The organism is Shewanella oncorhynchi (assembly GCF_012584455.1).
GTDB classification, from domain to species: Bacteria; Pseudomonadota; Gammaproteobacteria; order Enterobacterales; family Shewanellaceae; genus Shewanella; species Shewanella oncorhynchi.
This window is the reverse complement of sequence record NZ_JABAEB010000006.1, coordinates 88,899-114,779: the sequence shown is the minus strand read 5'-3', so window position 1 is coordinate 114,779 and position 25,881 is coordinate 88,899. Positions and strand designations below refer to the sequence as shown.

Genomic DNA, 25,881 nt, shown 5'->3' with positions numbered 1-25,881 from the left:
TAACTTTAGTGGGTTATGACTGAAGCGCTTTTCGCCGACAAGATAAATTGTGCAAACTCAGGCTCCCGTAATGCAGGACTATAGAGATAACCCTGTGCCTGATGGCAAAAACTTTTCGCTAAAAACGCTTCTTGCTCAAGGGTTTCAACCCCTTCTGCCGTCAAAGATATATTTAATGCATTCGCCATGGCGATAATGGCTGACACAATTTCGCGACTTTCACGGCTGACGGTAAGATCTGAAATAAACGAACGATCAATCTTAAGTTTACTGATCGGAAACTGCTTCAAATAACGCATAGAGCAGTAACCCGTCCCAAAATCGTCAATCGCGAGCCCTACGCCTAATTCCGCTAATTCTTGGCATAACAAGGTCGCGTGGCGAATATCACCCATCAATTCAGTCTCTGTGATCTCTAAGATTAACGTCTTAGGTTTCAAGCGATAACGTGTCAACAACTGCCACACTTGCTCGAATAAATTACCACTGAAGAACTGGCGGGCCGACACATTCACATGCATTGTCATCTCTGCATTATGATGCTGCCATAGGTTCAATTGTCGACAAGCAGCCTCTAAAACCCAGCTGCCGATGGAATTAATCATCCCCGACTGCTCAGCAATATCAATAAAGGAAGCTGGAAATAACACGCCTCTTTTAGGATGATGCCAACGGATTAAGGCTTCGGCGCCAATATAGGTATTCTGCTCAAGATCCCTCAGTGGCTGATAATAAAGCTCAAACTGACGACCACGGATCGCACTATGTAAATCACGTTCTATCTGCGCATCCTCTTTAAATGCGCTCAATAACGTGCTGTTAAATACTTGGATTGCAGTGCCTTTTTTCTTTTTAGCATACTGCACTGCAATATCGGCACAGGTTAATGGGGCAAACAAACTCGCCACAGAGGCAATATCAACCACAGCTAAAGCAGGCTTTGGTTCGACTTGCTCGCGGCCGATTAAGATAGGCATAGCAAGATGTTGATACAGGCGCGTACTAAAATAATCAAGATCGTAAACGGCATTATCATCGGTCAATAGCACGGCAAATTCATCGCTGCCGACGCGGGCAATTTCGGTGGCCTTATTAATCTCAGAAAAATGTTTCAAACGGCGGGCAATTTCTATCAACAAGCTATCGCCATTTTCATGACCATAGGTATCGTTAAAACGCTTAAATCCCACTAAATCAACTAATAACAACAGTCCCTTCGTGGTACGTTCAAGGACTCGATTAAAATGAGTACGGTTATGGAGTCCCGTTAATCCACAACGCCAAGCAAGCCGTTCAAGCTCTGACTTATAGTTATGCTCGTCGGTATTTTCTTCACACGAGACCAAGGCATAATGATTACCGCGATCGGTAATGAACTGACTCAGCACGTATGTCAGCCAATAACGACTGCCATCGGCACGACTAAACTGCACTTCGCCTTTGGCAATTTCGCCCCTAAAGATTTGCGCTAGGGTTTGCTCGGCTAATTGGGCATGCTGCTTGAAAAAAGCCAACTCACGAATATTCGCGCCGATAATCTGCTCACGGGGCATGCCGGTGATTTCACTGTGCGCCTGATTCACATACTCGACTTTTTCAGTATGCAAATTAATTAACATACTGATTTGTCGCGATTGTTCAGTGGCACAGCGAAATAAACTCAAGCTTTCTTCTTTATCGTAGCTGTGCTTTGTCGCTAAGGTCAGGGCTAATTGGTCGGCCATCTGGCACGCGAGGTGAATTTCACTGTCATGCCAGTGGGGAGTCAATTGTGCCCGCTCGATGCAGAGCACACCTTCGAGATGACCATTGATGCGAATGGCGATGTCGAGACTCGAGTTGATTTGCCGCGGGATAAAATAGCACTCAGCCAATTCACTTAAACGTGGATCGGTCAGGGCATTGCCTGCATCGATATGGCGCAGAGTTTTGAGCTCGTGTACATACCGGGGACAATCTTGTAATAACTTAGGTCTATGAATGTCTTGCAACATCATAGAACCAAATTGTGCGACGAGTGATTGGGTTTGTTGATCAGATGAAAAAGTCCACACTGATACCAAAGAAACCGCTAAATTCTGGCACAACAACTCTGTGGTTAACTCTGCCGTCTTTGTGAAATCGCCCTGCTGTTTTGCAGTTGACTGTACCAAAGACTCCAATAAATGCTGATGCTGACGTCGCTTCACGCTGGTTCCCTACAAAACTTCGTGTTGGGCTAAAGGTCTTTGCTGTTAGCAAACTTACCTTGAAATTTAGAATTAAGCTGATTGAATTATTCTTATTTGGAGGCAGATTACACTAACTGTTGCAAGCACAGCAACATGTGGCACAATTTATTACAATTTGGTTAACAATAGCAGCATTTTTAGGCAATTAGCGCGATTTCTGTGACATCTATGACCGACTAAAAACTAAAGTGCTGCTCTAAAAATTACAGGCCGTTTTCCAATTGAAAAATCATTTTTTCCGCGCTGACATTGAAGGTCAGCAGTAAGTCGACGCCTTCAGTCTTAGTCACAAATTCAGTTTGCACTTCAGCAAATCGAGTTTGAGCGCGTGTTGCCATGCTTTCGGCATCCGCTTGAGCGCTATCGCCAACAAAATTTAACGTCAATAACGTATCGTGCTCATCAATAACGGCGCCGATATCGACAAAGCTGCCGCAATCGGTGCAAGTGTCATTCACTGTCGGGCTCTGTGCTTCTATTATGCCTTTCATCTGTATTCCTTAATGTATAGAGCGACTGATTAACGGCATCACTAAAATATGCTCGTTAAATTTTTAACGTGGTAAATTTTAACTCGATAGGTTAATACGAATTATAGGTAATTAAGCTTCAAGATAACTGGCTTTAGCTCACGCTTATTTATCGAAATGGATCAGATTGACTTGATGGGTATTGAAGACCACTTGCGCGGGAAGACGGCCTTAGGCTGAGGCGAGCAAAGGCACAAGATTACGTTGGATTGCCAATTGATCAGCAAAGTGCATGATCTCGACTTTGGGTGCGGTTAATTGGCCCCTTTGCCTCAGCTGAGTCACATGGTCACAGTTACTTAACGCTTCTGCCATTGCGACTGACTCGCCGCCACGGATGACTAAGGCTTCCGGTCGCAATGCTTGTTGTAATTGAAACGCACGTGGACCTTGAGCCATAAAAATACTGCTGTTATCAACCACAGGCTCAGCAGACGATAAATCCGCCATTAAACTTTGCTGCGGTGGCAATTCAAATTGGCGTTGTAATTTTTGCGCCATATCGAGTTCATTTTGCCATTGGAATTGCGCCATGTCCCGAGCGTCAACCGACAGTAACGACAGCAACAGGGCGAATTCGCCCCGTCTGTCATTTTCTATCGCCGCGTTTAAGCGGGTGCCAATTTGGGCTTCGTTGACTAAAGGAACATCAATTTGCATAAAAAAACATCGTCAAAACAATTCGTTGTTAGTTAATCGACCATTTGATACATAACTTTAGGAATATTTTTAAATTGGGTATTTACATGGAAAAGGTTTCTGACTACTATGGCGGCCGCAATTGAGGAGGGGTTCCCGAGTGGCCAAAGGGATCAGACTGTAAATCTGACGGCTCAGCCTTCGAAGGTTCGAATCCTTCTCCCTCCACCATTTGCACTGCAAGTTTTATCGTGTTGTTCGAAAATGATCTAGAGTTTTACAAAAGCGTTAAAGGTATTCGTGGAGGGGTTCCCGAGTGGCCAAAGGGATCAGACTGTAAATCTGACGGCTCAGCCTTCGAAGGTTCGAATCCTTCTCCCTCCACCATCTTTATCTCTAACGCAGATAATCATTTTCAAAGACTAAACATGGCCAATGTTTAGTTTTGTCTTTATAAACAAGTCCGTTATTAATGATGTTTTGAAAGACCATTTTAAAAGTTAGTTGTAAAGCTAAAAAGAAAGTTTGTGGAGGGGTTCCCGAGTGGCCAAAGGGATCAGACTGTAAATCTGACGGCTCAGCCTTCGAAGGTTCGAATCCTTCTCCCTCCACCATTTCTTTGACTCTCGCATATCCTTCTTGTTCCACTTCCGCTTAGTCTGTTCCAACTTAATCTGGCTGTTCCAGCTTAATCTGATTAAATTCTTGGCATTTCTATATTAAGTAAACCTCTTGGTGAGCGACATTTGTTTTTGATTTCAATTACGTCATGCTCGACTTTAAGCGAATGACTTCAAGCTCATCCAATAAAACCGCTTTGCCCGTCCCTGTGATATGATCTGAAAATGATCCCTTTCGATGTGACTACTATGATTTCTAACACGATTCAACCACCAGTGGATTCTCACAGCGCTCACAGACTCTGCCCCACATGGGAAGCCCATGCGATAGGCAAGATTGAAGCGGATTTTCAGCGCAGCGCCGATACCCACTTGATTAAGCTTGAATTACCTATGCTGGATGGCATAGATATTTATCTCAAAGATGAAAGTACCCACCCGACAGGGAGTTTGAAGCATCGCCTCGCCCGCTCACTCTTCCTCTATGCCCTGTGTAACGGCTGGATTAAGCAAGGTACGCCGATTATCGAATCCTCATCGGGCAGCACGGCGATTTCTGAAGCCTATTTTGCCCGTTTACTCGGTTTACCTTTTATTGCCGTGATGCCCAAAAGCACGGCTAAAAAGAAGATTGAGCAGATCACTTTCTATGGTGGTCAATGTCATTTTGTCGATCATTCCAGTGAGATTTACGCCGAATCGGCGCACCTTGCCGCAGAGCTAGGCGGCCATTATATGGATCAATTCACCTACGCCGAGCGTGCAACCGACTGGCGCGGTAATAACAATATCGCTAACTCGATTTTCAATCAGATGGAGCGCGAGCCACACACTATCCCGCGCTGGATAGTGATGAGCCCCGGCACTGGCGGCACATCGGCGACCATAGGCCGCTACATTCGCTATCAGAGGTTGGCAACACAACTTTGCGTGGTCGACCCGCAAAACTCCGTTTTTTTTGATTTCTATCAGAGCGGCGATGCCAGCTTAACCTGTTGCAATGGCAGTAAGATTGAAGGCATAGGTCGACCGAGAGTCGAGCCATCGTTTATTCCTGGAGTTGTCGATACTATGCTGCAAATTCCCGACGCCGCATCAGTGGCGACGATTCATTGGTTAGAACAATTAATTGGCCGTAAAACCGGCGCATCCACAGGAACCAACCTGTACGGCGCATTGCAACTTGCCGTACAAATGCAAGCGCGTGGAGAGCAAGGCTCAATAGTGACCTTAATTTGTGACTCGGGTGAGCGTTACCTTGATACTTATTACGATACAGATTGGATTACAGCTAACATTGGCGATATTGCGCCCTATCAGCGCCAACTTGCAGCATTTAATCATTTCGGCCAGTTAAGTGAGCTTGATTAAGCAACTGTATTAAGTCGTTAGGTTTAGAATCCACAAAACATCCACCATAAAAAACGCCCCACAATTGTGAGGCGTTTTTTATGCTTTGCAGATTAGCATTAATCAATATTCAAATACTTATGGGTCTGGATCGATAAGCGCCAATTACGGGCGATACACACTTTCATCGCCAGTTCTGTCGCTCTAGGCTTTTGACTAATCGGCTGCAGGCAAATCGTTTTCGCTGAAATATCGATGTCTTGCAGTAACTCATCAAGTTCATCGATGTGATTTTCAGTGGCGATAGGATGCTTAATCTCATTGGCGCGGTTCAGCGCCTGTGCTAATACCTGATAGCCCCCTTTCATGTTCACCTTGGGTGATACAGTCACCCAAGTGTCATCGGCACAGTTGATTTCGAAGGTGCCACTGGTTTCGATTTGAGTCGCAAAGCCTTGGCTGTGCAAGGTCTCGGTTAATTCGCGTAAATCGTACATACAAGGCTCACCGCCAGTGATCACGATATGACGCGCAGTAAAACCTTTAGCGTGAAAGGCAGCGATAAGACTTTGCGCCGTATGGTCAGCCCAGCGACCAATGGTGCCGTCCACGGTAATCACTTGCTCTGGCGAGACCTTATTGGCTTCAAGCACATCCCATGTCTGTTTCGTATCGCACCAAGCACATCCCACGGGACAACCTTGTAGGCGGACAAATATGGCGGGCACTCCGGTAAAGACACCTTCACCTTGAATGGTTTCAAATACTTCGTTGACAGGGTAGTTCATACTGACGTTCCACTTTTCTGGGGCGGCATTTATAGTGGATTTTAGCTTGAGCTGCAAGTCTTTGCGCCGAGAAAGCCTATTTCGACCCTATAGTCAGAGTTTGCAAGCCCTATGGCCTGAGTTACACTAACGCCCTATTTATACCTGTTCTACGGTGAAGTGAAATCCTTTATGTCAACGAGCTTAGTGTCAAAAACAGTGGTGTCCAAAGCAGTGGTGGTATTCAGTGGCGGACAAGACTCAACAACTTGCCTTATTCAAGCCCTAACCCAGTACGATGAAGTACATGGGATCACTTTTGACTACGGTCAACGTCACCGTGAAGAAATTGAAGTTGCCAAATCCTTAGCAAAACGCTTGAAGATCACCAGCCATAAAGTCATAGATGTCACCTTACTCAATGAGTTAGCTATTTCAGCCCTCACCCGTGATGCAATACCCGTTTCACACGAGTTGATGGAAAATGGCTTACCCAATACCTTCGTGCCCGGCCGTAATATTTTATTTTTAACGCTTGCAGGCATTTATGCCTATCAATTAGGGGCGCAAGCGATTATCACAGGCGTGTGTGAAACCGATTTTTCAGGCTACCCAGATTGTCGTAACGATTTTGTTAAAGCGATGGAATCCGCCTTAGTTCAAGGTATGGATAAGCAACTAAAAATCATCACGCCTTTAATGTGGCTCAATAAGGCACAAACCTGGGCACTGGCGGATAAATATCAGCAACTTGATCTGGTTCGCCACCATACTCTCACCTGTTATAACGGCGTGATTGGCGATGGCTGTGGTGATTGCCCTGCCTGTCATCTTCGCAAACGTGGATTAGATGATTATCTACAGAATAAAGCAGCGGTCATGGCTGAGCTTGACGCCAGCGAGCCAAAAGCATGACACGCAGTCCCTATTGGGTCGCGCTGATGGTGAGTCTTCTTTGTGCGGGTTTGTATGCCGCAGGCTTAGCAAGCCCCGAAGTCGATAACCTACTCGCCTATCGCCGCAGTGCAATTAGTGAGGGTGAATGGTGGCGATTAATCAGTGGAAATTTACTGCACACGAATCAATGGCATCTATTGATGAACCTTGCAGGGCTCTGGGTGGTGCTATTTTTGCACCATTTTCATTATCATCTCAAAGGCTTAAGTGCACTATTTTTCGTGTTATGTTTACTTGAAGGTATAGGCTTGTATTTAGGCTATCCGCAATTGCTCGGTTATGTCGGCTTAAGCGGTATGTTGCATGGCTTGTTCGCCTACGGCGCAGTGCAGGATATTGTCCGTAAGCTGCGCTCAGGCTATCTGCTGCTCGTTGGTGTTATCATCAAGGTCGGTTACGAACAGCTTTATGGTGCCAGCAGTGATGTCACCGCCATGATAGGTGCGCGCGTAGCAACCGAGGCGCATTTGGTCGGCTTAATCTGCGGGTTGATTTGCGCTTTAGCGGTGTTTATCAAGCTAAAAATGAGCCCATCAAAAGTCCCAGCTTAACCCAAGTCAAGATATTAAAAAGCCGTCGCAGCATGATTGCTGGACGGCTTTTTTAATGCTGAGCGCAAGAATAAATCTAGGCTTTGATCAACAGGTCCCGCAGGTGCTTGACTTCATCACGCATTGCCGCCGCTTGTTCAAACTCTAAGTTGCGCGCATGTTCATGCATCTTCTTCTCAAGCTGATCGATTTGATGGCTTAACTCTGCCGCATCGGCTTTATGGTAATGGGACTTAGGCTCAGCCACTTTGCCATACACAGCTTTACTGTCGCGGCCATCATCCACATCCATCACATCGGTGATCCGTTTAACGACGCCCTTAGGCGTGATACCGTGCTTTAAGTTGTGCGCCCGCTGACGTTCACGACGTCGGTCAGTTTCACCTATCGCTTTTTCCATCGAGTTGGTGATGCGATCGGCATAGAGGATCACTTTACCATTGACGTTACGCGCCGCGCGGCCAATCGTTTGGATGAGCGAGCGTTCAGAGCGCAAGAAGCCCTCTTTATCGGCATCTAAAATACACACCAATGACACTTCAGGCATATCTAAGCCTTCGCGCAATAAGTTGATCCCAACCAGCACATCAAACTTACCTAAACGCAGATCGCGGATGATCTCAACCCGTTCGACTGTGTCTATGTCCGAATGCAGATAACGCACTTTTACGCCATGTTCGTCGAGGTATTCAGTCAAATCCTCCGACATACGCTTAGTCAGCGTCGTCACTAACACCCGCTCATTGACGGCCACTCGCTTGGCGATTTCAGACAATAAATCGTCCACTTGGGTCCCAACAGGGCGCACTTCTAATTCAGGATCGAGCAATCCCGTTGGCCGCACAACCTGCTCAGCAATCTCGCCTTCGCTCTTTTCCAGCTCGTAGGCACTCGGTGTTGCCGACACATAGATAGTTTGCGGCATCAATTGCTCAAACTCTTCAAACTTAAGCGGCCGGTTATCCAAGGCGGACGGTAAGCGGAAACCGTATTCCACAAGTGTGGTTTTACGGGAACGGTCACCTTTGTACATAGCGCCGATTTGCGGCACAGTCACATGGGATTCATCGATAATTAATAAGCCGTCGGCAGGCAAATAGTCGAGCAAGGTTGGTGGCCCTTCCCCCGGTGCGCGGCCAGACAAATAGCGCGAGTAGTTTTCGATGCCAGAGCAGTAACCTAACTCCACCATCATTTCCACATCGTATTGCACCCGCTCATGGATACGCTGGGCTTCAATTAACTTGTTGTTATCGAGTAGATATTGCTTACGCTCACGCAGTTCTTCTTTAATAAACTCAGTGGCAGCGATAATTTTTTCCCGCGGCGTGACATAGTGAGTCTTAGGGTAAACCGTCGTACGGGCGATACGTTTAATAATATGGCCCGTTAACGGGTCAAACTCACTTAAACGTTCAATCTCATCGTCGAACAACTCGACTCGAATGGCATTACGCTCAGAATCGGCGGGGAAAATATCAATCACTTCACCGCGCACACGATAAGTACCACGTTGTAGCTCAATATCATTGCGCTTGTACTGCAATTCACTGAGACGAATTAAGATGTCACGCTGCCCCATCACATCGCCTTGGCGTAGATGCAGCAACATTTTTAAATAGGAATCGGGATCGCCCAAGCCATAAATAGCCGACACCGAAGCAATCAGCACCACATCTTTACGTTCTAACAGCGCCTTAGTGGCGGATAAGCGCATCTGCTCAATGTGAGCATTAACCGAAGCGTCCTTTTCGATAAAGGTATTTGACGCAGGTACATAGGCTTCGGGCTGATAGTAATCGTAGTAAGAAACGAAATACTCGACCGCATTATGGGGAAAGAACTCTTTCATCTCGCCATAAAGCTGCGCCGCCAAGGTTTTATTAGGCGCCATGATAATCGTGGGCCGGCCTAACTTTTGGATCACATTGGCAATTGTGAAGGTTTTACCTGAGCCCGTCACTCCGAGTAAAGTTTGGCAGGCCAGACCCGCTTCGAGTCCATCGACTAATTTGGCAATCGCTGTAGGTTGGTCGCCTGCGGGGGCGAATTGCGATTCAAGCTGAAAAACAGATTCTGACACGCGCACATATCCTTTTAGTGAGTCGCCCCATTCTAATCAAGTCACCGACTAAGCTCCACAGTTATCCTTCCTGTCGTCATATCAATACGATCTAAAACCGCAAGATGACAATTTAAAGGAAGAAACATGAAACTTTTAAACTAAGGCGTTTTCAGCGTTTTTTGCTCACAAAACACCCGCAAACTAAGCAAAAATGCCAATTTAATACACAAGAAATCAATTTCGTTCGATTACAAAATTGCAACCTTGTTTTCACCCTCAACAAAAACCACTTGCTTTTAGTATGCATTTGATAATACTTAAATTTATTTTTGAACCCCAAAATAGTGCATTTTAAGTCCGCCGCCCATACCCCAAGGCTTTGGCGGCCATTTTTCAGGACAACTCACAGGGTTATCCACAGATTTTGTTGATAAGTCGAAATAACCTAGAAACCACGCGGGATTGGAGGCTGTCATGTGTCTTAACAACCGTCTCTCGGCATTTAGTAATTTAATTACATTTGATAAATGTTGCTACTTGTATCAATTTTGTAGCGCGCCACGAGATTTGATAAACGAATTCACCTAAATTGAAAATTAGCGATTAATCAATTACTCGTTGGTTCACTTAGTCTGATAAATATGGGTTCACTCAATTTGATAAACTTCTCAATAAGCCTCCTAAATCGAGGGCTATTGAGTCTTTTCTACTTAGTTAATATGTTGGTCTACCAGTTCCAAATGAGCAGTTCTTGCTGCTCTCCAGAGCGTTTTGAGCCTCCTACCGTGTAACGTATTCCCAGAGTCTTCATTTGTAGCCCAGCGAATGCCTCGCGCATCTCTGGTATGTCATTCACACTGATCACCATCTTGCCTTTGATTGTCTTCGCAAGCTCGGCCATCAAGGCATATTGTTCTAGTCCAAACTCTACACCATAGCCTGCCGTACTCCAGTAAGGCGGGTCTAAATAGAACAAGGTTTCTGGCTTATCGTATCGTCTTACGCACTCAGCCCAGTCCAAGCGCTCGATATAGGTTCTTGCCAAGCGTAGGTGAGCAACGCTGAGATCTTCCTCAATCCTTAACAAGTTCAAACCAGCGGGTCGAGACGCTGAACATCCAAAATTCTGACCTGATACTTTCCCGCCAAACGCCAGCTTTTGCAGATAGTAGAAGCGACTCGCTCGCTGAATATCGGTAAGTGTTTCTGGATTAGTATTCTTCTGCCATAGAAACTCTTCACGACTAATTAAAGCCCATTTAAAGTGCCTTATAAACTCTTCTAAATGGTGTTTAATCACCCGATAAAGATTGACGAGATCGCCATTCATATCATTGACCACTTCCACCCTCGCCTCATCCTTGCTAAAGAACATTGCAGCACCGCCGCAGAAGGGTTCGACATAGGTATGGTGTTCAGGGAATATCGGTAAAATCTGCTTAACTAATCTACGCTTACCGCCCATCCAAGGGATAATCGGTTTTGGCATGTGAGCCTCCTTTTTTAGGATTTTTTATGCTAGGCTCGGTTCGCCGTGTCGACGCGGTGAGGGAGCCTTGGTTGGCTCACAGGGTGTTATCCTGTGTGTTGACGGTCTAGCAGTGTTGGTAGCATTGCTAGACCGCTCTCTTTTATCAAATCTCTAATTCAACATACGTCAGGTCGGCGGCTTGACCTTGGATCTGACCATCGACGATATACACTTTCCCGCTGGCAACTGAGTCACCCAAAACGGTCTGATAACTGCCATCGGCGTGCTGTACTGTCGTGGTGCCATTCGTCACGTTAATCACAGTGGCAACACTGCGCTGAGGCTTAGGGTTTAAGTTCGCTAAGCGTTGATAGATGTTGCTCATGCAGCCACCTCATTACGCAATAGCGTCACTGTCTGATTCACTGTAACCATCCCCGTTGACTCATTAACGCTGCCGCTTATGCTGAAGCTTTCACACACTGACTTAAACACCTCGGCACCTTTGCGAACCCCAATTAACATGCCTGGTCGCATGGGTGGCAAATCCGCCATGACCTTTGCGCGAATGCTGTTTTGCACCTTATTACCTGCGTTGGCTAATTCGGCCGTTGCGCGCATTCTTGCGGCTTGATTATCAGTGATTAACTTATCCACTATATCACCAGCAAAGTTGTCACCAGCGGTCCCGAAACGTTTCACTTTCACCGCCACGCCTTGCTGTTCACCACGTACAAACACCGCATTAGCATCGGGACGAATGTCGATACGCTCGTTAAATTCGAGGATCACTCCATCATGCAAAATCACATCGGGAATTGCGCTTGCGGTATTCCAAGGCACGACTGGCCACTGCGGGATCACAGTTATAGTCTGAGTTTCATCGTTCACATCGAGCATGGCCCCAATGCTATTTGCCATCATGTTAATCGCTTCAGCGGGTGTTTTAGCGGCATAGCTAAAGGCGTTTGCGGGTACAGGGTAATCACTAATTTTACTGGCGACAGTCCACCCAGTATTGGCCACAATATCGGCCATCAAACCAATAAAGCTGCGGGCTACCACGTTCACATAGTTGATGGCCTTTCGGTTCGGGCTGGCGAGTGTGGCTAAGCGGCCTCGACCTGTCGCGCTATAACTGGTTTTGCCAAAGGCTTTTGACTCGCTGGGAGACTCACAAAGCAGGTAAAAGTCATAGCCATTAATGCTTATTTTCAGTAATTCATTAGCGGCACGCTCGGCATCAATACGGGATGAAAACGCTAAGTTTCCGCTACTGGCCCATTGCGAACGGGATTGAGAAATGGATACTGATTTGAGCACCACAGCAACGCCGTCACTCACACGAACACAACTGATTTGAGGCTGCATGAGGTAACTCCTTCTGATTTGCGGTTCGATAGGGATCTTAAAATCAATGGTGGGTAACGATGGATTTGTGCCTATCAGGCCGCCGCCATCGTCCCAGTAACAAATATTTGGTGAAGGGGTAAAGTTGATCACAATCGGGCTGGCTGCATTTACCCAAGGATCGCTAAAGTTAATGGTGATCTTGCCTTTGGGTGGTCGATACTTACTCGAGCACACCCACCGCGCAGCATGTGGCCCCCATGCTATTTCTTTCATATCGCCTGCAGCACGAATATTCGAGTGGGCAAGCTTAACCTCAGTCGGGACTAACTCACCTTGCCTTAAACCCAGCGTGATAATCTGCGTGGTAGCCTCTGGTTGCCGCCATAGCATTTCAACCCTTGATGACACGGATTCTGGCGATAGCCATAGGCTATTGGCTTGCACACTATGTAACTGCGGCACCAACCAAAGCAAATCAGCTTTACATGGTACTAGGTTATTCCAGCGCCAAACCACTGAGGCGGTAATGCCCATTAATGCCTTAGCTTGCCACTTGGCCGTCACGATTTGCGTCACATGGCCGACTTGCCATTGTGACGTTAATTGTGTGGCATGGCTTTGGGTGGCTTCTTTAATGGTTAGCTGCTGTGCAACACTCGGCGCAATCGCAATACCTATGCCGCACATTATACCAATGGTACCTGGGCTAATGGGTACCTCTGGTATCTCTGGCGTGGGTTCATCGGTAAAGCTAATGACAATAGGTGAGGCTGAGGCAATCCATGGCTTATCAAAATTGATAACAATGGCTGTCATGGGCGAATCGTCACTTGATTGCCGTTAATTAAATCGGCTTGCCGACCATCTAATAATTTAGCGTTATAGTTGCGGTCATCATCGAGTATGCCGACCAATAACTCATTGTTTGTTGTATGTTCCAATGGCATTATTAATTTGACATTCTTCACTTGATTGCAATTAAAAACATAATAAAGTTCGCATGTTAAGCGATTCATTACAATTAATCGCTCTGCGTTGTTATCAACTTTAATATCTATAACTGCTTGATGATAAATCGATGACTTTACGGGTTTTACATCGATAAATTTACTCATACCAGTCACCCGTACTAATCCATAACTTATTGTTGTAAACAGATCTGAGTAAAATGTAAGTTATCCCGTCAAAGATTCGATCAACTGGCCAGTTGTTATTACCGTAGCCAACAAATGAGGAAACCTTCATCCCTGGTGCTGTCCCTCGACAAACTGGTAATGACGTGCTGATATTTGCAGGAACTCCACTTGCATCATTGCTGTTGTATGCAATCTCTAAATACGGCATAACAAAATTATGTTGTAAGTTCGACACCTCTGCATCGTTAAGAAATGGTGCTGCTGGTGAGCTTGTATTGATAAACGGAAGAGTCATTGAATACATTCGGCTAGTATTGACACCATCAACCGCATATAACTGGGCAGAAAGTGTCGTAGTCCAACCAATGACACTACCTGCAGGTGTTGAAGGTAAATCACCAGCGGTGTTATTACCTGAAATAAGTGAAAAACAGTTGATATCATTAGAATAAAAACTATGAATATCACCAATGAAGTAACACCAAAAGATAGTGTTAGCAGCAACAAGCATCTTTGGTGAATCAGTCCGATGCTGCATTAGGTAGAATCCCCTTGATGTACCTATAATTTCCCACCCTTTACCAGAGTTTGAAAGTGTTGCAGCTCTAAGACCACAAGCTTTAGAAAACACATCTATAGCAGACATATCCCCTGCACATTTTATATAACAACCTTGCTGCGAAGTATTACCACCATTAGCTGACCAAAATTGAAAATAGCCCCCTGAGCCACCATTCGCGAGTGAGTTTCTAAATGCCACCTTAAACGCTGCGGCATTCTCGAATTCAAGAGTCCAGCCTAGCGGGGCTTTATTGCCATAACCCTCAACCAGCACTTTTTTTAGGATATTAATCCACTCTGAGGGGGTGGCATTAACCAACTGTGGCGCACCTGGGTCTGTGTAGCGATAAACTGTAACTGGTAATCCCATTTCAATTGCTCCTATGACTCGTTACCGAAAAATGACAATACGGCTTTATCTGTAGTGATTTGGCTGTGGCCAACCTGCACATTTCGCAGCAGCATGATGGGTTTTGATGACGCAAAGGTGGCAAAGCGCACCGCCTCGCCCATTTGCCAACCACCACCCCATGCGCCTTTTCTGAGCACAAAATAAGGGGTATTGGTCACTGGGTTGATAGGGGCAAAATCATTGAGGGCATCACCAGTCGCAATTTGTCCGAGGCGGCGGCCGACGCAGCGAAACGCGGTTTCACTGGTCATAATCATTACCCAATCTTCGTTTACTGCAGTGTTATTTTTAACTTCTACCGGATAGTCAACGGCATTGAAATTACCCGTGGCTTGAGCACCATCAACATCCCAGTTATTTGACCAGGCGGTCATATCCCGTACTTGGCCAACACGCGCCTGCAAATCACCTAAAATCTGCACACTGGCAACAGTGGCCCCTATGGGGTATTCGCGTGATAAAGGTTTTGCCAGAACTATGCTACTTGGGGTAAAGCTTGAAACTAACGCCAGTTCGCTAATGACATCGGTCAGCACAAAGGGCGGCGCAAAACCAGTAAAGGCACTATTAATGGTGACAGTGCCTGCCGCTTTATTTACGGTGAAATGGGTGTTTTCGCTGGTCCATAGGCTGGCGCCATTCGCATCTGTAATGTCGCTAAATGCTGCGTTTTGACGAATGTTATACACGGTACCAGCCGTGGCGGTGACTTGCTGCACTTGTGAGTGTGACAGCGCCACAGTGCCCCACTGGCGGAACATATTCACAATGCCATCATAAGGAATACGCAGCGGGTTAAGGCCATAAATCTCAGCGGGTGGTAGTTGGCGCACTTGGTCGCTAATGTCATAGCGCAATGTGGTTAAATCCACTGGGGCACTAAAGGTCAGTTCCACAATGCCACTGCTAATGCTGCCGTTAATGCCAGTGCCAGCAACCACCCCTTGAGCATTGGCGGAGGCACTAATCAGCGCTCGATCAGAGATACGCTCAACCTGCACATAAAAGCTTTCTAATAAGGGATTTGGCACTGACAAGGTGAACTTAGCGACCGTATCACCTGCAGCAGCAGCCGCGCTCGATTCGACTAATCCGGCATAGGTAAACGTAAACTCGCCACGGCTAATAACTTGCTTAGTCACCGCACCCGTTAAGTAATTAATGGTTGCGATGTGTTCTGTCCCATCATATAGCTTGCCTGTTGTGCCCTCGGCGCTCACTCTCTCATACACATCTTGGGCAGCATAGTTTGTATCAGCAAAGACTGCGCGGCCTTTAATACTGCCCACTGTCAGTTGCTTATTGGCGGGGAACGGGTTGGCGCTTGAATAGATACTGTATTTATAGGATGAAACATAAAACAGGCTCACGGTTGACGCATTATTAAATATTGTACTTGAGGTGAGCGTTACCGTGATATTACCTGAGCCAATTGTCACGGATTGAATGTAGCTGGTATAACCACCCATAGCAGCCGTGGGTAACGTTGAAACGGCAACTAATCCGTTTTCATCAGTTAATAAATCCGTGGTGGTAAAAGTATAGCTATAGGTACCTGCGCTTGAAGGTTGGGAGATCACTTTGCGGATCACTTGGCTGACAGTGGCATCCCCGTTTTCACTGCCGCCGACAATGGTATTGCCTGGCTTGGGTAACACAGTGGTAATGGATGGCAGTAACGACAACTGCGTCGCCCCCACGGCTAAATTAACGCCATTGGCCACAGCCGTTAATTTGGTTACGCCATGAAACTTAAGCGGTGATGCGGTATTTGATAAGCGCAGCTTAGTACACTTGCTTTGTCCATTAACAGCTAATGATGGCCATGGCGTGGCAAAAGGAATGGGTGGGTCAAACGTGACGGTACCGACTTGGCCATTAACATTATTGGTCTTGGTTACTTTGCAAAAGTGAGTTTTGCGCGGCCAATCGGCATTTTCCACCCCAGTATATTCCACAGTAATACAAATCACTTGGCCCACGACCAAATAGGTAGTTTTCCAGTAATCGCGATCATTAAAGTGATAAGTCGATTGCAAGTAATCTGAGGAAAACGAGTTTTGATTTACAAGGAACCCTGGGCCACCTTCGCGGATTAATTCCCCTGCAGTTACAGACGACTCAATGATCTCCTTCATATCCGTCATGCGAGACTCATCATTCAGCGCGGGTGATTCAATCATAAACACGTTCACCAACGGATCGACGGGTGGCTCACTGAAAAACACATGAGCCTGTTTAAGCTTGCTCGTATCGTCTGTGTAGAGCGTAGGATACGCCTTAGCGATTTCGATACTCGATTGGGCATGATCAATATCTGAAATAGCATCAAACAGTTCGTTAATCTGCCCTGATTGAACTGCGTTGTTGGTGCGCTGGCCACCTGCCTCATTGCTCGAACCTAATAGTTCAGGCTTGAAGATTTTTAAGCTGTCGCGAGAAATCGGAGTCGGAGAAGTTGCCATATTAAACAGCCTTTAAACAGTGATTAACTTGAGGGTGATGGCATCGACAGCATCGGGGGCGCTATCGCTGTAGTTAATGTCTGGTGCACCACTAATCGGTTGATCGCGGTAATCCCAAATCACGCTAAAAACAGTGCCGTTAATATCCAGATTGAAACTGGCCGCCCCTTTTGTATTGGCGTGGCTTTCAAGAGCTTCAAACAGACTTAAAGATTCGCCATCACTAAAGAGCATAATGGAACGCCCTGCTTGTTTAGCCGCGACTTCAACATGCTGCGAGCCATCGAGCGCAAACTCAGTGCTGCTCACAAAGGGCGTATAACCAAAGCGGTTAAGCCAAATAAAATGCGGTAATTGAAGCGTGTCTAAGGTGATCATGAGGTGGCCTTAATCTGTTCTAGTTCGCGCAAAAACAGCTGCTTAAACTCATCAAGCAAATCAGCTTTCACCACATTGCCCGATGGCATTGCCAGCTCTAACCGATAAATTTGTACACTGCCGCCTGTGTTCTGATTACTCACCGATGGCGAAGTGGTTTGGCTTGTAGTACTGCGAGTGGAATTCATCGCGGTGCTTGCACTGCTTGATGCACGCTCGATCGCCTGCGCGTTACGTTCTACCGCCTCTGCTTCGATTTGTTTTAGTTTGGTGGCGTAGATTTGCTGACTCAGTTGCAGTGCTTCTTGGGCACTGGCGATGGACTCTTTATCCTGAGCTGTGCGGGCAGCATCGAGCTGCGCCTTAAGCTCAGCCTGTTGCTGCTCATAGCGACGCTTCTCGATAGCGGCTTGGTTATTGTTGAGCTGATCCATCTCATCTTTAAGACTGTCCAAGGTCGCGTTGATATCGTCACGCAGGCCGAGAATACGATCGCGGGTAGCATCAATGGCCGCTTGCAGAGGCTTAAGCTCTTCGTCGCCTAGCTCGCGTATATTCCACTTAGCCTCGCGGCTAATTTGATTGACGCGATCGAGGCTAATGCTTGAGCTTTCGAGTTCTTCAGTCCATTTGCGGGTCAGTAAGGTTTCATTGATGATCTGCTTTTCGCGGATAAATGCTTGGTTACTGAGCTGCGCCAGCACACCCCAAAAGCCCGTATTCACCCGCATATTGTTCATGATGCTTTTAGTCAGCTCATCGACGCGGGCGTTGAGTTTTTCGGTGCTATCTTCGTTAAAGTTGAACTGTTTATTTAAGTGGGCATAGGCACCCGCGAACAGGTTTACATACTCAGTAGCGCGGCCAGTGGTTTCCTCTAATTGTTCAAGTTCTTCGCGTTGCTCAATTAAGGTTTTAGTGGTCTTTTTTACCTGTTCGTCAGTCTCTTGCTCACCATCTTCTAAACCGCCCATTAAGCGTTGCAATATTCTTAGCACTTCAACTAAGCGTTCTTTTTGTCGCAGGTATTCTTCCGCCGTGATGCCGCCGTCTTTATAGGCTTGTTCGAGCCTTAACATCTCGTCAGATACAGCGGCATACTTACTTTTTATCTGTTCATAATTAGCCGCTTCGAGTGCCTGAACCTCACTGAGCTGCTTAGTTTGGTCACTTAACTTGCCCTGTAAACTAATCAGATCTTGTTGAGCTTTTGCTTTGGCTTTACTCGATACCGTCGAGCTTTTCATCACATCGCGGCATTGCTTCAAACGGGCTTCAGTTTCTGCCACTGCGCGGCTTAGCTTGGCTTGCTCGGGTGAAAGTTCCTTCACGCTGTCTGTATAGCCGTATTGCTTCGCAGTCAGCTCGCTTAGTTCCTTGGTTAGTCCAAGGGTAGCGGCTTGCGCTTTCAAGGTTTCGGGTACCGCTGCGCCCGTCGCTTCGGCGGCCGTTAATGCCGCTTTAGCCCAGGCTAAAAATGCATCCTTTTGTTGCTCAATCGGTTCACGGTTGTTTTTAATCAGATTAAAGGCCGCTTCGGCTTTCGTATTCACCTGCTCTAAGGCATGGCTACTGGTCAGCCCTAAGTCCTTATAGGCTTGTTCCAATGCCTCTGCGCCCTTAGCCGTGGCATCAAGATAGGTTTGCTGCTCTTCAAACTTGGCGCGCAGTAATGTGAGTAACTTAACGTGGCCTTCGTATTGATCCCCCGCCGCCTTTAACGGCACTAAGGCGGCATCAATTTGGCGAATGAAACCGCCCATACCACCTTTAACGCCATCGAGCGTTTTAGTTTGTTCGCTTAAGGTAAAGGTCAGGCGCAGCGCTTCTTCAACCGTTAGTTTAATCGGCTCAACGACGTCAACGGCGGCCTGTTTAACTTCTTCCATCGCTTTCGCGGCGTTCTTCCACTTACCAGTGGCGTCGTCATAAATCAGTTTGCCTTCGTCTACCGCCTTGTTGAACTCGGCCATAGTGGTAAAGGCTACGCCCGTTTGCTCACTGAGATCCTTAAGTGAGTACTCCAACTGTTTGGCGCTAGACGCGGCAGCGCGTTTAGATTTTTCCAGTGCTTCTTCAGCAATCAATAACTCTTGGTATACCCGAGCGACCTCGATCAACTCGCTAATCAGGGCTAAGTACAAACCCGCTTTAGCCGCTGCTGCCAAGGCGGTTTTAAGTTTGCCAGCAGCTAAGGCCGCGCCCTCACTCGCCGCAGTGGTACCCATGATCGCGCCAGTGTAAAGACGCATCACGCCGATGGCGGCATTGGCTCCCGTGATCACATCACTAAAATAGCTACCGACTTTTAACGCGAGAAATGCCTTAGCCACAAAACCAATTTCATCACGGAAGTGGTACAGCATCGCCGCGCCATCTTGCACCGCTGAGCCTATGCTCACGATCGTGTCGCTGACTTGCTGCGCCCATTCCTTTAAACGGCCATCAGCGGCCATGGCGGCAAACTCAAGATTCAACTCACTGATCTGGCCCTTGAGCCAATCAAGCGCACCGGACTGAGCCACGAGATCATAGAAGGATGAAAGGTTGTCTTTGAGGTTTGATACTTGGCCACTGAGCAAAGCCATCTGCGCCGCTGCGCTGCCATTTGCGGCTCGGCCCATTTCATCAATCAAGCCTTGGATCACATCACGGCCAAGCTTGCCTTGCTCACTGAGTTTTTGCAGCTCTAAGGTGTTCTTTCCCGTGACCTTAGCCAGCATGTCCCATACGGGCACGCCGCGCTCAATCAACTGCAGGATCTCCTCACCCTGTAGCTTTTGTTTTGCCCAGGCTTGGCCGAGTGCCAAGGTGATCCCCTCAACCTCTTGAAAACCGCCACCGAGTTTAAAGGCTTGATCCACAATCGCCTTCATGGTGCCGTTCATAGGATCAAGGCCAAAGGCTTTGGCCTTCACAAACGCTTGGTTGACTTCGTTCAGTTGCAGTGGCACATCGATGGCGAATTGCTTTACCCAAGCGGTGGCTTGTTTGCCAGATTCAAAACCGCCCATCACGGCATTCATTTGTACGCCAAGACGTTCAAATTGATCGCCCGTGGCAAAGACATCCTTCAACGCTTGGGCCACGCGGTCAAAGCCCAAATAGGCACCCGCTAAAGCGGTCACTTGGCCGATCACGCCACGCAGCGAACTGGCTTGATCACGGGCGCTGGCATTGCCCTTATCTAACTGATTAGCAAACTTATCGACATTGCGGCCAGTGCCGTCAAATTCGGCACTTAACTTGCGCTGCGCTGTGGTCAGGTTGTTGTAATCAATGCCCGATTTTGACAGGGCATTTTGCAGCTTAGTGTGGCTAGATGATTGCTGCGCTAACTCGCGCTGCATTTGCTCCAGCTCTTTTTCTGCCACATCAATAGAGCGTGCCAGCTGCACAAAAGGCGCATCCGTTTGGCTGGCACGTTGCTTTAAGTCCTGCAGTGCTAAGGCGGCGGCAGTGACAGCAAGCTCTTGTTGTTCAAGCTCATTACGTGACCGCTTAATGGTGTTGATCAGGTCTTGCTGGTTAGCCAGTTCATCGAGCTTATTGGCTAAGGTATTGGCTTTTTGGCTGGTCGATTGGCTGCTATCGCCTACGTCATCAAGCCCAGTTGCTAAAGGCTTGAGGTCATTAGTAAGCTGCTCTGTTTGGTTGCTGGTATTACGGCCGCTTTGGGCCACTTGGTCTAGCTGGTCGCTTAACGGATCAAGGCTATTTTTGAGTTCATCAACTTGGTTAGCACCCGCTTGGCTGGCATCACTCACGCCATCAAGTTCATCAGCGAGCGCCTGCGTCTTAGGATTCGCCGCATCCGACTCAGTGCCGATGCGCTTAAGCTCATCGACTAAAGCCGCAATGTGTTGCTTGCCCGTGGCTTCTGCCACGATCCGCAGGGCGAGTTCTAAGGTTTTATCAGCCATGGCTATCTCGTTAATGCTCTCATTAGTATCTAAATAATCGGTGTTTAAACGGCGGTTAAATGGGAATTAAAGGGCATGGCAATTGAGTACGGCCATGCCTTTGGGTTAAGCAAAACCGCTTACGCATCCAACTCTAGGTACTCGAACGGATGATCTTTCCCCGTCACCAACTGTGCTTTGCCTGCTAAGGTCGCACTCACAAACTCGCTGGCGGCAAAATCGAGCGCCGCTGTTGGCGATAAGCTGGCGTCGAAAATTTCGAGCTTAATCGGCTTGCCTGTTTCGAGGTTTTTACCTTCACCGAAGAGCCGCGCGCGGGTTTGGGCACTAATGCCACCACGAACTAGCGTGCCGGAAATGGCGTTATGTTGGCCTGTCACAGTCACTGCGCCGCCCGCTTCAATTGCGCCGCCTTTTACGGCACGCACTAGCCCTAGGGCATAGTTCACCTCATAGTCAGTGCCCAGCACTAAGGTGGTAGCGTCTTTCTTCACCACAAAACCGAGGGCGGCAAAGTTACTTTCAGGTAGCTGAATCCAACGTTGATTGGTTGGTAAGGTCACAGCTTCATCGGTTAAGTTGCCGCTGCCCGTGTTCAGCACTTGGGTATCACCCAACAGTGCCATGGCAATCAGTTCGGCAGGTTGATCGTCGAATGACCATTCCACTTCGGCGGGCTTGGCAATTTTCACCACACTTAAGGCTTGGCCGTAGCTGTCTTTCTTTTTACTTGGACGAACCTTTTCATCGGCATCGGTTTTGATCGCGAGCTTAGTGGTGTTGATGGGGCCAATGATCCCCGTTGATTGCCCTTGGGCATTTAAGCGGTCAACAAAGAAGTTGCCTGCGACTAATAATCCACTCATGGTGAGTTCCTCTTAGGTTGTTAAGGTTTGAATCTCAAAATCACACTTAACGCCACGGGGTAATAACCGTGGCTTTTAGTGAAACGGGGTTTAACGGGACTGTTAACGCGCACAAAGGGGCCAAGCATCTGACCATCCACCGCAATGGACTTACCCACAATCGCGTTTAACAGGCTGACTAATAGCTCACCTGCTTGGCCTTCGTGGATAGATAAACGGCAAGCCAATACCACAAGCCAAGTCTGCTTAATTTGGCTGGTGTTGCCGCCTTGTGCGGTATCCGCCAGCGTATCGCCCATATACAGCACATGGGCGGCGGGGGTGATTTGGCTGCGCTCATCCACTTCGCTTAGCTCATTGGCTTGATAGACCTTTTTCAGCTTCTGACTCGCCACTAATGGCTCAAGCAGTTGAGTCAACGCATCACCTGCAGCAAGGTAGTTATCTTTAATTTCAAACATCAGATAAACCCCTTAGACGATGCACGGCCAAACACGCTACCTGCACTGTCGATGCTGACTACTAGCTCACTTTGGCTAGCGACTTCACCCGTATCAGCTAGCCCCAAACTGATATCGCCTTTGCTCACGGCGGTTAAAAACTTCACCACAGCGGTATAGCGTTTCTCGACTTGTTCAGGGGCTTTATCGCCATACAAGAAGTAACGGGCGATATCGCAGCAGTTACGCTCCAATACGGCGGGAACCGTGGTTAACGGCAAGGTGTAACGGCCCACGATATAGCCATCAATCTCGGCAGACGCATCGCGCAGCGCCTGCTCAAGCAAGGCGAAATTGATTTCCCCTGGCACGCTGCCTTCGCGTTCGGTAAGCAGCATTAAGTCCTGCGCACCAAAGCGACTCAGCATGTTGTCAGTGGTAGCGTACATGGCTCTTGTGATGGCTAAGTCGGCCATGGCTATTCACCTGCTTCGTTGGTGGTGGTGCCAAATGGTTCAGTGCTTTCCGTTTCAGCGCTTGGGGAATCCGCTTCACTCGCACCTGGCACTGTGACTCTTACCGCCCGAATAGCATTGACTAAGTCAGGTTTATTCATCGAGTTAAAGCCGGTGATCTCCAAGTCTTTTGCTAGCGCCTTAAGATCCTTTACCGTGAGCTGGTCTAACAGTTCATCTACTGTCAGTTGGTTTAAGACTTTCTCTTCACCGCTAGGTTCTTTCACACCAGTGAGCGTGCCTGTGATATCGGTGCCTAATGTCTGATCACCGTCTGGAATGTCCACACTCCCCGACGCTGGTGCCATATCACGCACAGATACTTTAAGGCGCTGGTCAGCTTCAAACGCTGCAACTTGCTCATCCGACAGCTCGGCCAGCGGTATAAGGTTTTCGCCTTTGGTAAGCGCCATGCCCGCACGGCGGTAGCCAGTGTGCGCAAGACAGATAACCAACAGGACTTGAATGTTCTTAGAAGGATTCGCCATTTCATTGTTACCTCACTCGATGTTGGGGTGCGGGCGCATCCTTGTGCCTGCGATTCGCTGCTCAAACTTAAGGGGTGAACACCTAAAGCTGTGGCACCACAAGGATCTCGAACTTGCCTTTCAATTCGTTATCCACGGTCACGCCACCTTCATCAATGCGCTCACGGGTCATTAACTTGAGTGCGACGTCTTCAAGAGAAGCTGGGATCACCAACAAATTGGGGCGAATCTTGAGCTTCTTACCGCCATCGCTGGTAAAAGCTTGCATGGCTTTGTAAGCGCTCCATAGGTTGGTGGCATTGAGAGTACGCTTGTTGGCGAAGGCCATTTGCCAGAAGCCAAAGCCCGCCTCACAGCGCATATCGGTGCCGAACTGGAACTCGTTATTGGTCCAAACTGCAGGGTCGGTTGGATTAAACAGGGTGTTTAAATCCAGCTTGCGACGCTCTTGAAAGATGAGTGGCTTTAATGGGCGCGTGGTATCGAGCAAAAACCAAGGTTCCCCCGTATAAGCGCCATCAACCACCATGTTGGCCACCGATACGTCAGCCCCCGTACCATCGTGCTTCTCGTTAACGGGATGGTCAGTGTCAAAAAAGTTCTGCCCGTCATAACACAAAGTGCCAAAGCCCTCGGCTAATAGCTCGAACACCAAGTCGTCGGGAAACTCTTCACCTTCCTGCGCCAATGCCTGCACCATAGGTTTGTAAATCCCTAAAGTGTCATCTTCCACATCATCACGACTAATACCGATGGTGGTTTCAAAGGTACGGTTAGTGATTGAATAACCATGCTCTTTGATGGAGTTGATCACCCGCGCACCAATCCATTCGCGCATGGTCGGCATTGAGCCTAACCAGCCGTAGGTATTGGACTTAGTATTGCTTGGCACCACTGAGGCTATTTTTAAATACAGTGGATCAGTCTTAGCTAACGCATTTTGAAACTCGCTACGCACCATAGTGCGCAGGGCTTGTAATACTGGGGCGTTAATAGCAGCCATTATTTGTGCTCCTGATCAGCGGCGATAGCTTTAGCAAAGTCAGCGTGCGACATGCCCCAAGAATCGGCCATTTTGATTTGGTCGGCAGTCAGTGCCGCGAGTTTGGTTTCCTTGTCCTTGATAGGATCGGGAACTGTGGTGGTTTGCTTGGCCGTTAATGCGGCAATAGCCACACGCTCACCCAAGTTGGCAGTAAGTGCCACCATGGATTGCTGGCCTAACTTGGTTAGGTAATCACGTTCACACTCAAAGGCTTTGCCTTCATCTATCGCCGCCTTCACGGTTTGCTCAACGGTAAGCACACCGTTTTCAGCAGTTAGCGAAACCAGCTGCGCGCGCAGGGCCTTCGCTGTTGAAGCTGGCACATACTCGCTTAGGTCAACAGTGCCGACTTTAGCCGTTAGTGCAGTGACTTCTTGCTTAAGGCCATCAACGCTATTTGCTGCCGTGGTTAGCGTATTAAGTGCAGATAGCGCCGCGACCTCTTGCTCAGCGGTTAAAGCTGTCACGTCATCGGGAATTTCAACGCCCAAGGCGGCTAAGATTTTTCTCAGTAATGGGTTCACATGGAGTTCCTCCGTGTCGGTAGATTGGATAAGTTCGTGTGGATTGAGGCTTGTATTAAGAGCAGCCAGTGCAACCAACGATGCGAGTGGCAACATGCCATCGACACCAGGGCGGTTAGTTAACGCGGCTGAGTGGATAAATTGCGGGCGGCCAGTGCTGGTGTCATAACCGAACACTAGGCTGAAGTACTTGTATTCTTTGGCAGTGAGATAAGCGATGGCGTTATCGGTAAAGCGCGGCTTAATGAACAAGCCCTGCCCTTGTCGATATTGCACGTCATCGATGTTGAACCAACCCGCAGCGGGTGCAGGCTGGCCATTCTTCTCTTTGTTGAGGGTTTGGTGTTCGTAGTCAATAACCAGATCACCGGCTTTATGGGGGGTGTTTGCTTGCAGGGCCGCGAACGCAACGCTATCCATCAACCACTTGCCACCAGCCACATCATCAGGGCGACCATCTACGGCAGCAAAGTGGCCATCAGGCAGCGCCTGAATGTAGCCATCTTCACCAACCACAAAGGCGGCTTCTGAATTGACATTTAACTGGCTGCTTAAGGCGGCAAAGCCCAAAGCGGTGGTGGTTGCAGACATAAA

At 47.9% G+C, this 25,881-nt stretch carries 23 protein-coding genes and 3 tRNA genes; 6 read left to right on the top strand and 20 right to left on the bottom strand.

The window, feature by feature from the left end; translation table 11 throughout:
- Positions 1-5: 5 nt before the first annotated feature.
- The 3 genes from HGO26_RS11230 to HGO26_RS11220 form a co-directional block, all read right to left on the bottom strand.
- Positions 6-2,189, bottom strand: a complete 2,184-nt coding sequence (locus HGO26_RS11230) for an EAL domain-containing protein (protein WP_168825227.1) — start codon at positions 2,187-2,189, stop codon at positions 6-8.
- Positions 2,190-2,434: 245 nt separating this feature from the next.
- Positions 2,435-2,722, bottom strand: coding sequence for a DUF406 family protein (locus tag HGO26_RS11225; protein WP_113939682.1), 288 nt, complete (start codon positions 2,720-2,722; stop codon positions 2,435-2,437).
- A 210-nt stretch (positions 2,723-2,932) separates the two neighbouring features.
- Positions 2,933-3,421 (bottom strand): VC2046/SO_2500 family protein, encoded by a 489-nt coding sequence (locus HGO26_RS11220; RefSeq protein WP_131524165.1) that lies wholly within the window; start codon positions 3,419-3,421, stop codon positions 2,933-2,935.
- A 125-nt stretch (positions 3,422-3,546) separates the two neighbouring features.
- Here HGO26_RS11220 and HGO26_RS11215 point away from each other — a divergent pair.
- The 4 genes from HGO26_RS11215 to HGO26_RS11200 all read left to right on the top strand — a co-directional run bounded on the left by HGO26_RS11215 (position 3,547) and on the right by HGO26_RS11200 (position 5,391).
- Positions 3,547-3,631: transfer RNA gene (locus HGO26_RS11215), tRNA-Tyr, on the top strand.
- A 71-nt stretch (positions 3,632-3,702) separates the two neighbouring features.
- Positions 3,703-3,787, top strand: a tRNA-Tyr gene (locus HGO26_RS11210).
- A 142-nt stretch (positions 3,788-3,929) separates the two neighbouring features.
- A tRNA-Tyr gene (locus tag HGO26_RS11205) sits at positions 3,930-4,014 on the top strand.
- 231 nt (positions 4,015-4,245) lie between these two features.
- Entirely contained in the window at positions 4,246-5,391 is a 1,146-nt protein-coding gene (locus tag HGO26_RS11200; RefSeq protein ID WP_168825225.1) for a PLP-dependent cysteine synthase family protein, read from the top strand.
- 98 nt (positions 5,392-5,489) lie between these two features.
- On the opposite strand, the gene queE is transcribed toward HGO26_RS11200, so the two are convergent.
- Positions 5,490-6,158, bottom strand: a complete 669-nt coding sequence (queE, locus tag HGO26_RS11195) for a 7-carboxy-7-deazaguanine synthase QueE (protein WP_168825223.1) — start codon at positions 6,156-6,158, stop codon at positions 5,490-5,492.
- A gap of 171 nt (positions 6,159-6,329) precedes the next feature.
- Here queE and queC point away from each other — a divergent pair, with 171 nt between their 5' ends.
- Positions 6,330-7,052, top strand: a complete 723-nt coding sequence (queC, locus tag HGO26_RS11190; RefSeq protein ID WP_168825221.1) for a 7-cyano-7-deazaguanine synthase QueC — start codon at positions 6,330-6,332, stop codon at positions 7,050-7,052.
- On the top strand, positions 7,049-7,645 hold the full coding sequence (gene rrtA, locus HGO26_RS11185) for a rhombosortase (RefSeq protein ID WP_168825219.1): 597 nt from the start codon (positions 7,049-7,051) through the stop codon (positions 7,643-7,645). Before queC ends, rrtA begins: the two co-directional genes overlap by 4 nt.
- 76 nt (positions 7,646-7,721) lie before the next feature.
- Here rrtA and uvrB read toward each other — a convergent pair whose 3' ends face one another.
- The 16 genes from uvrB to HGO26_RS11105 form a co-directional block, all read right to left on the bottom strand.
- Positions 7,722-9,728: an excinuclease ABC subunit UvrB gene (gene uvrB / locus HGO26_RS11180; RefSeq protein WP_028760013.1), complete on the bottom strand. Its 2,007-nt coding sequence runs from the start codon at positions 9,726-9,728 to the stop codon at positions 7,722-7,724.
- Positions 9,729-10,033: 305 nt separating this feature from the next.
- Positions 10,034-10,186 carry a hypothetical protein gene (locus HGO26_RS11175; RefSeq protein WP_158497640.1) on the bottom strand — a complete coding sequence of 51 codons (153 nt, stop codon included), beginning with the start codon at positions 10,184-10,186 and terminating at the stop codon, positions 10,034-10,036.
- A 251-nt stretch (positions 10,187-10,437) separates the two neighbouring features.
- On the bottom strand, positions 10,438-11,199 hold the full coding sequence (locus HGO26_RS11170; RefSeq protein WP_168825217.1) for a DNA adenine methylase: 762 nt from the start codon (positions 11,197-11,199) through the stop codon (positions 10,438-10,440).
- A 145-nt stretch (positions 11,200-11,344) separates the two neighbouring features.
- Positions 11,345-11,566: a hypothetical protein gene (locus tag HGO26_RS11165; RefSeq protein ID WP_076500504.1), complete on the bottom strand. Its 222-nt coding sequence runs from the start codon at positions 11,564-11,566 to the stop codon at positions 11,345-11,347.
- Complete coding sequence (locus tag HGO26_RS11160; protein WP_168825215.1) at positions 11,563-13,350, bottom strand: hypothetical protein; 1,788 nt, start codon at positions 13,348-13,350, stop codon at positions 11,563-11,565. Before HGO26_RS11160 ends, HGO26_RS11165 begins: the two co-directional genes overlap by 4 nt.
- Complete coding sequence (locus HGO26_RS11155) at positions 13,347-13,649, bottom strand: hypothetical protein (RefSeq protein ID WP_131523173.1); 303 nt, start codon at positions 13,647-13,649, stop codon at positions 13,347-13,349. Before HGO26_RS11155 ends, HGO26_RS11160 begins: the two co-directional genes overlap by 4 nt.
- Positions 13,642-14,601, bottom strand: coding sequence for a hypothetical protein (locus HGO26_RS11150; protein ID WP_168825213.1), 960 nt, complete (start codon positions 14,599-14,601; stop codon positions 13,642-13,644). Before HGO26_RS11150 ends, HGO26_RS11155 begins: the two co-directional genes overlap by 8 nt.
- A gap of 11 nt (positions 14,602-14,612) precedes the next feature.
- Positions 14,613-17,108 (bottom strand): hypothetical protein, encoded by a 2,496-nt coding sequence (locus tag HGO26_RS11145; RefSeq protein WP_168825211.1) that lies wholly within the window; start codon positions 17,106-17,108, stop codon positions 14,613-14,615.
- 12 nt (positions 17,109-17,120) lie between these two features.
- Positions 17,121-17,486 carry a hypothetical protein gene (locus tag HGO26_RS11140; protein ID WP_131525971.1) on the bottom strand — a complete coding sequence of 122 codons (366 nt, stop codon included), beginning with the start codon at positions 17,484-17,486 and terminating at the stop codon, positions 17,121-17,123.
- Positions 17,483-21,409 carry a tape measure protein gene (locus HGO26_RS11135; RefSeq protein WP_168825209.1) on the bottom strand — a complete coding sequence of 1,309 codons (3,927 nt, stop codon included), beginning with the start codon at positions 21,407-21,409 and terminating at the stop codon, positions 17,483-17,485. Before HGO26_RS11135 ends, HGO26_RS11140 begins: the two co-directional genes overlap by 4 nt.
- Positions 21,410-21,528: 119 nt before the next feature.
- Positions 21,529-22,275 carry a phage tail tube protein gene (locus HGO26_RS11130; protein ID WP_012089167.1) on the bottom strand — a complete coding sequence of 249 codons (747 nt, stop codon included), beginning with the start codon at positions 22,273-22,275 and terminating at the stop codon, positions 21,529-21,531.
- A 20-nt stretch (positions 22,276-22,295) separates the two neighbouring features.
- Positions 22,296-22,736, bottom strand: a complete 441-nt coding sequence (locus HGO26_RS11125) for a phage tail terminator protein (protein ID WP_113939670.1) — start codon at positions 22,734-22,736, stop codon at positions 22,296-22,298.
- Entirely contained in the window at positions 22,736-23,191 is a 456-nt protein-coding gene (locus tag HGO26_RS11120) for a gp436 family protein (RefSeq protein WP_168825207.1), read from the bottom strand. The genes HGO26_RS11125 and HGO26_RS11120 overlap by 1 nt, the downstream gene beginning before the upstream one ends.
- A 2-nt stretch (positions 23,192-23,193) precedes the next feature.
- Complete coding sequence (locus HGO26_RS11115) at positions 23,194-23,718, bottom strand: HI1506-related protein (protein ID WP_168825205.1); 525 nt, start codon at positions 23,716-23,718, stop codon at positions 23,194-23,196.
- Between the two features lie 82 nt (positions 23,719-23,800).
- On the bottom strand, positions 23,801-24,721 hold the full coding sequence (locus HGO26_RS11110) for a Mu-like prophage major head subunit gpT family protein (RefSeq protein ID WP_168825203.1): 921 nt from the start codon (positions 24,719-24,721) through the stop codon (positions 23,801-23,803).
- Positions 24,721-25,878, bottom strand: coding sequence for a phage protease (locus HGO26_RS11105; RefSeq protein WP_168825201.1), 1,158 nt, complete (start codon positions 25,876-25,878; stop codon positions 24,721-24,723). The genes HGO26_RS11110 and HGO26_RS11105 overlap by 1 nt, the downstream gene beginning before the upstream one ends.
- Positions 25,879-25,881 lie beyond the last annotated feature (3 nt).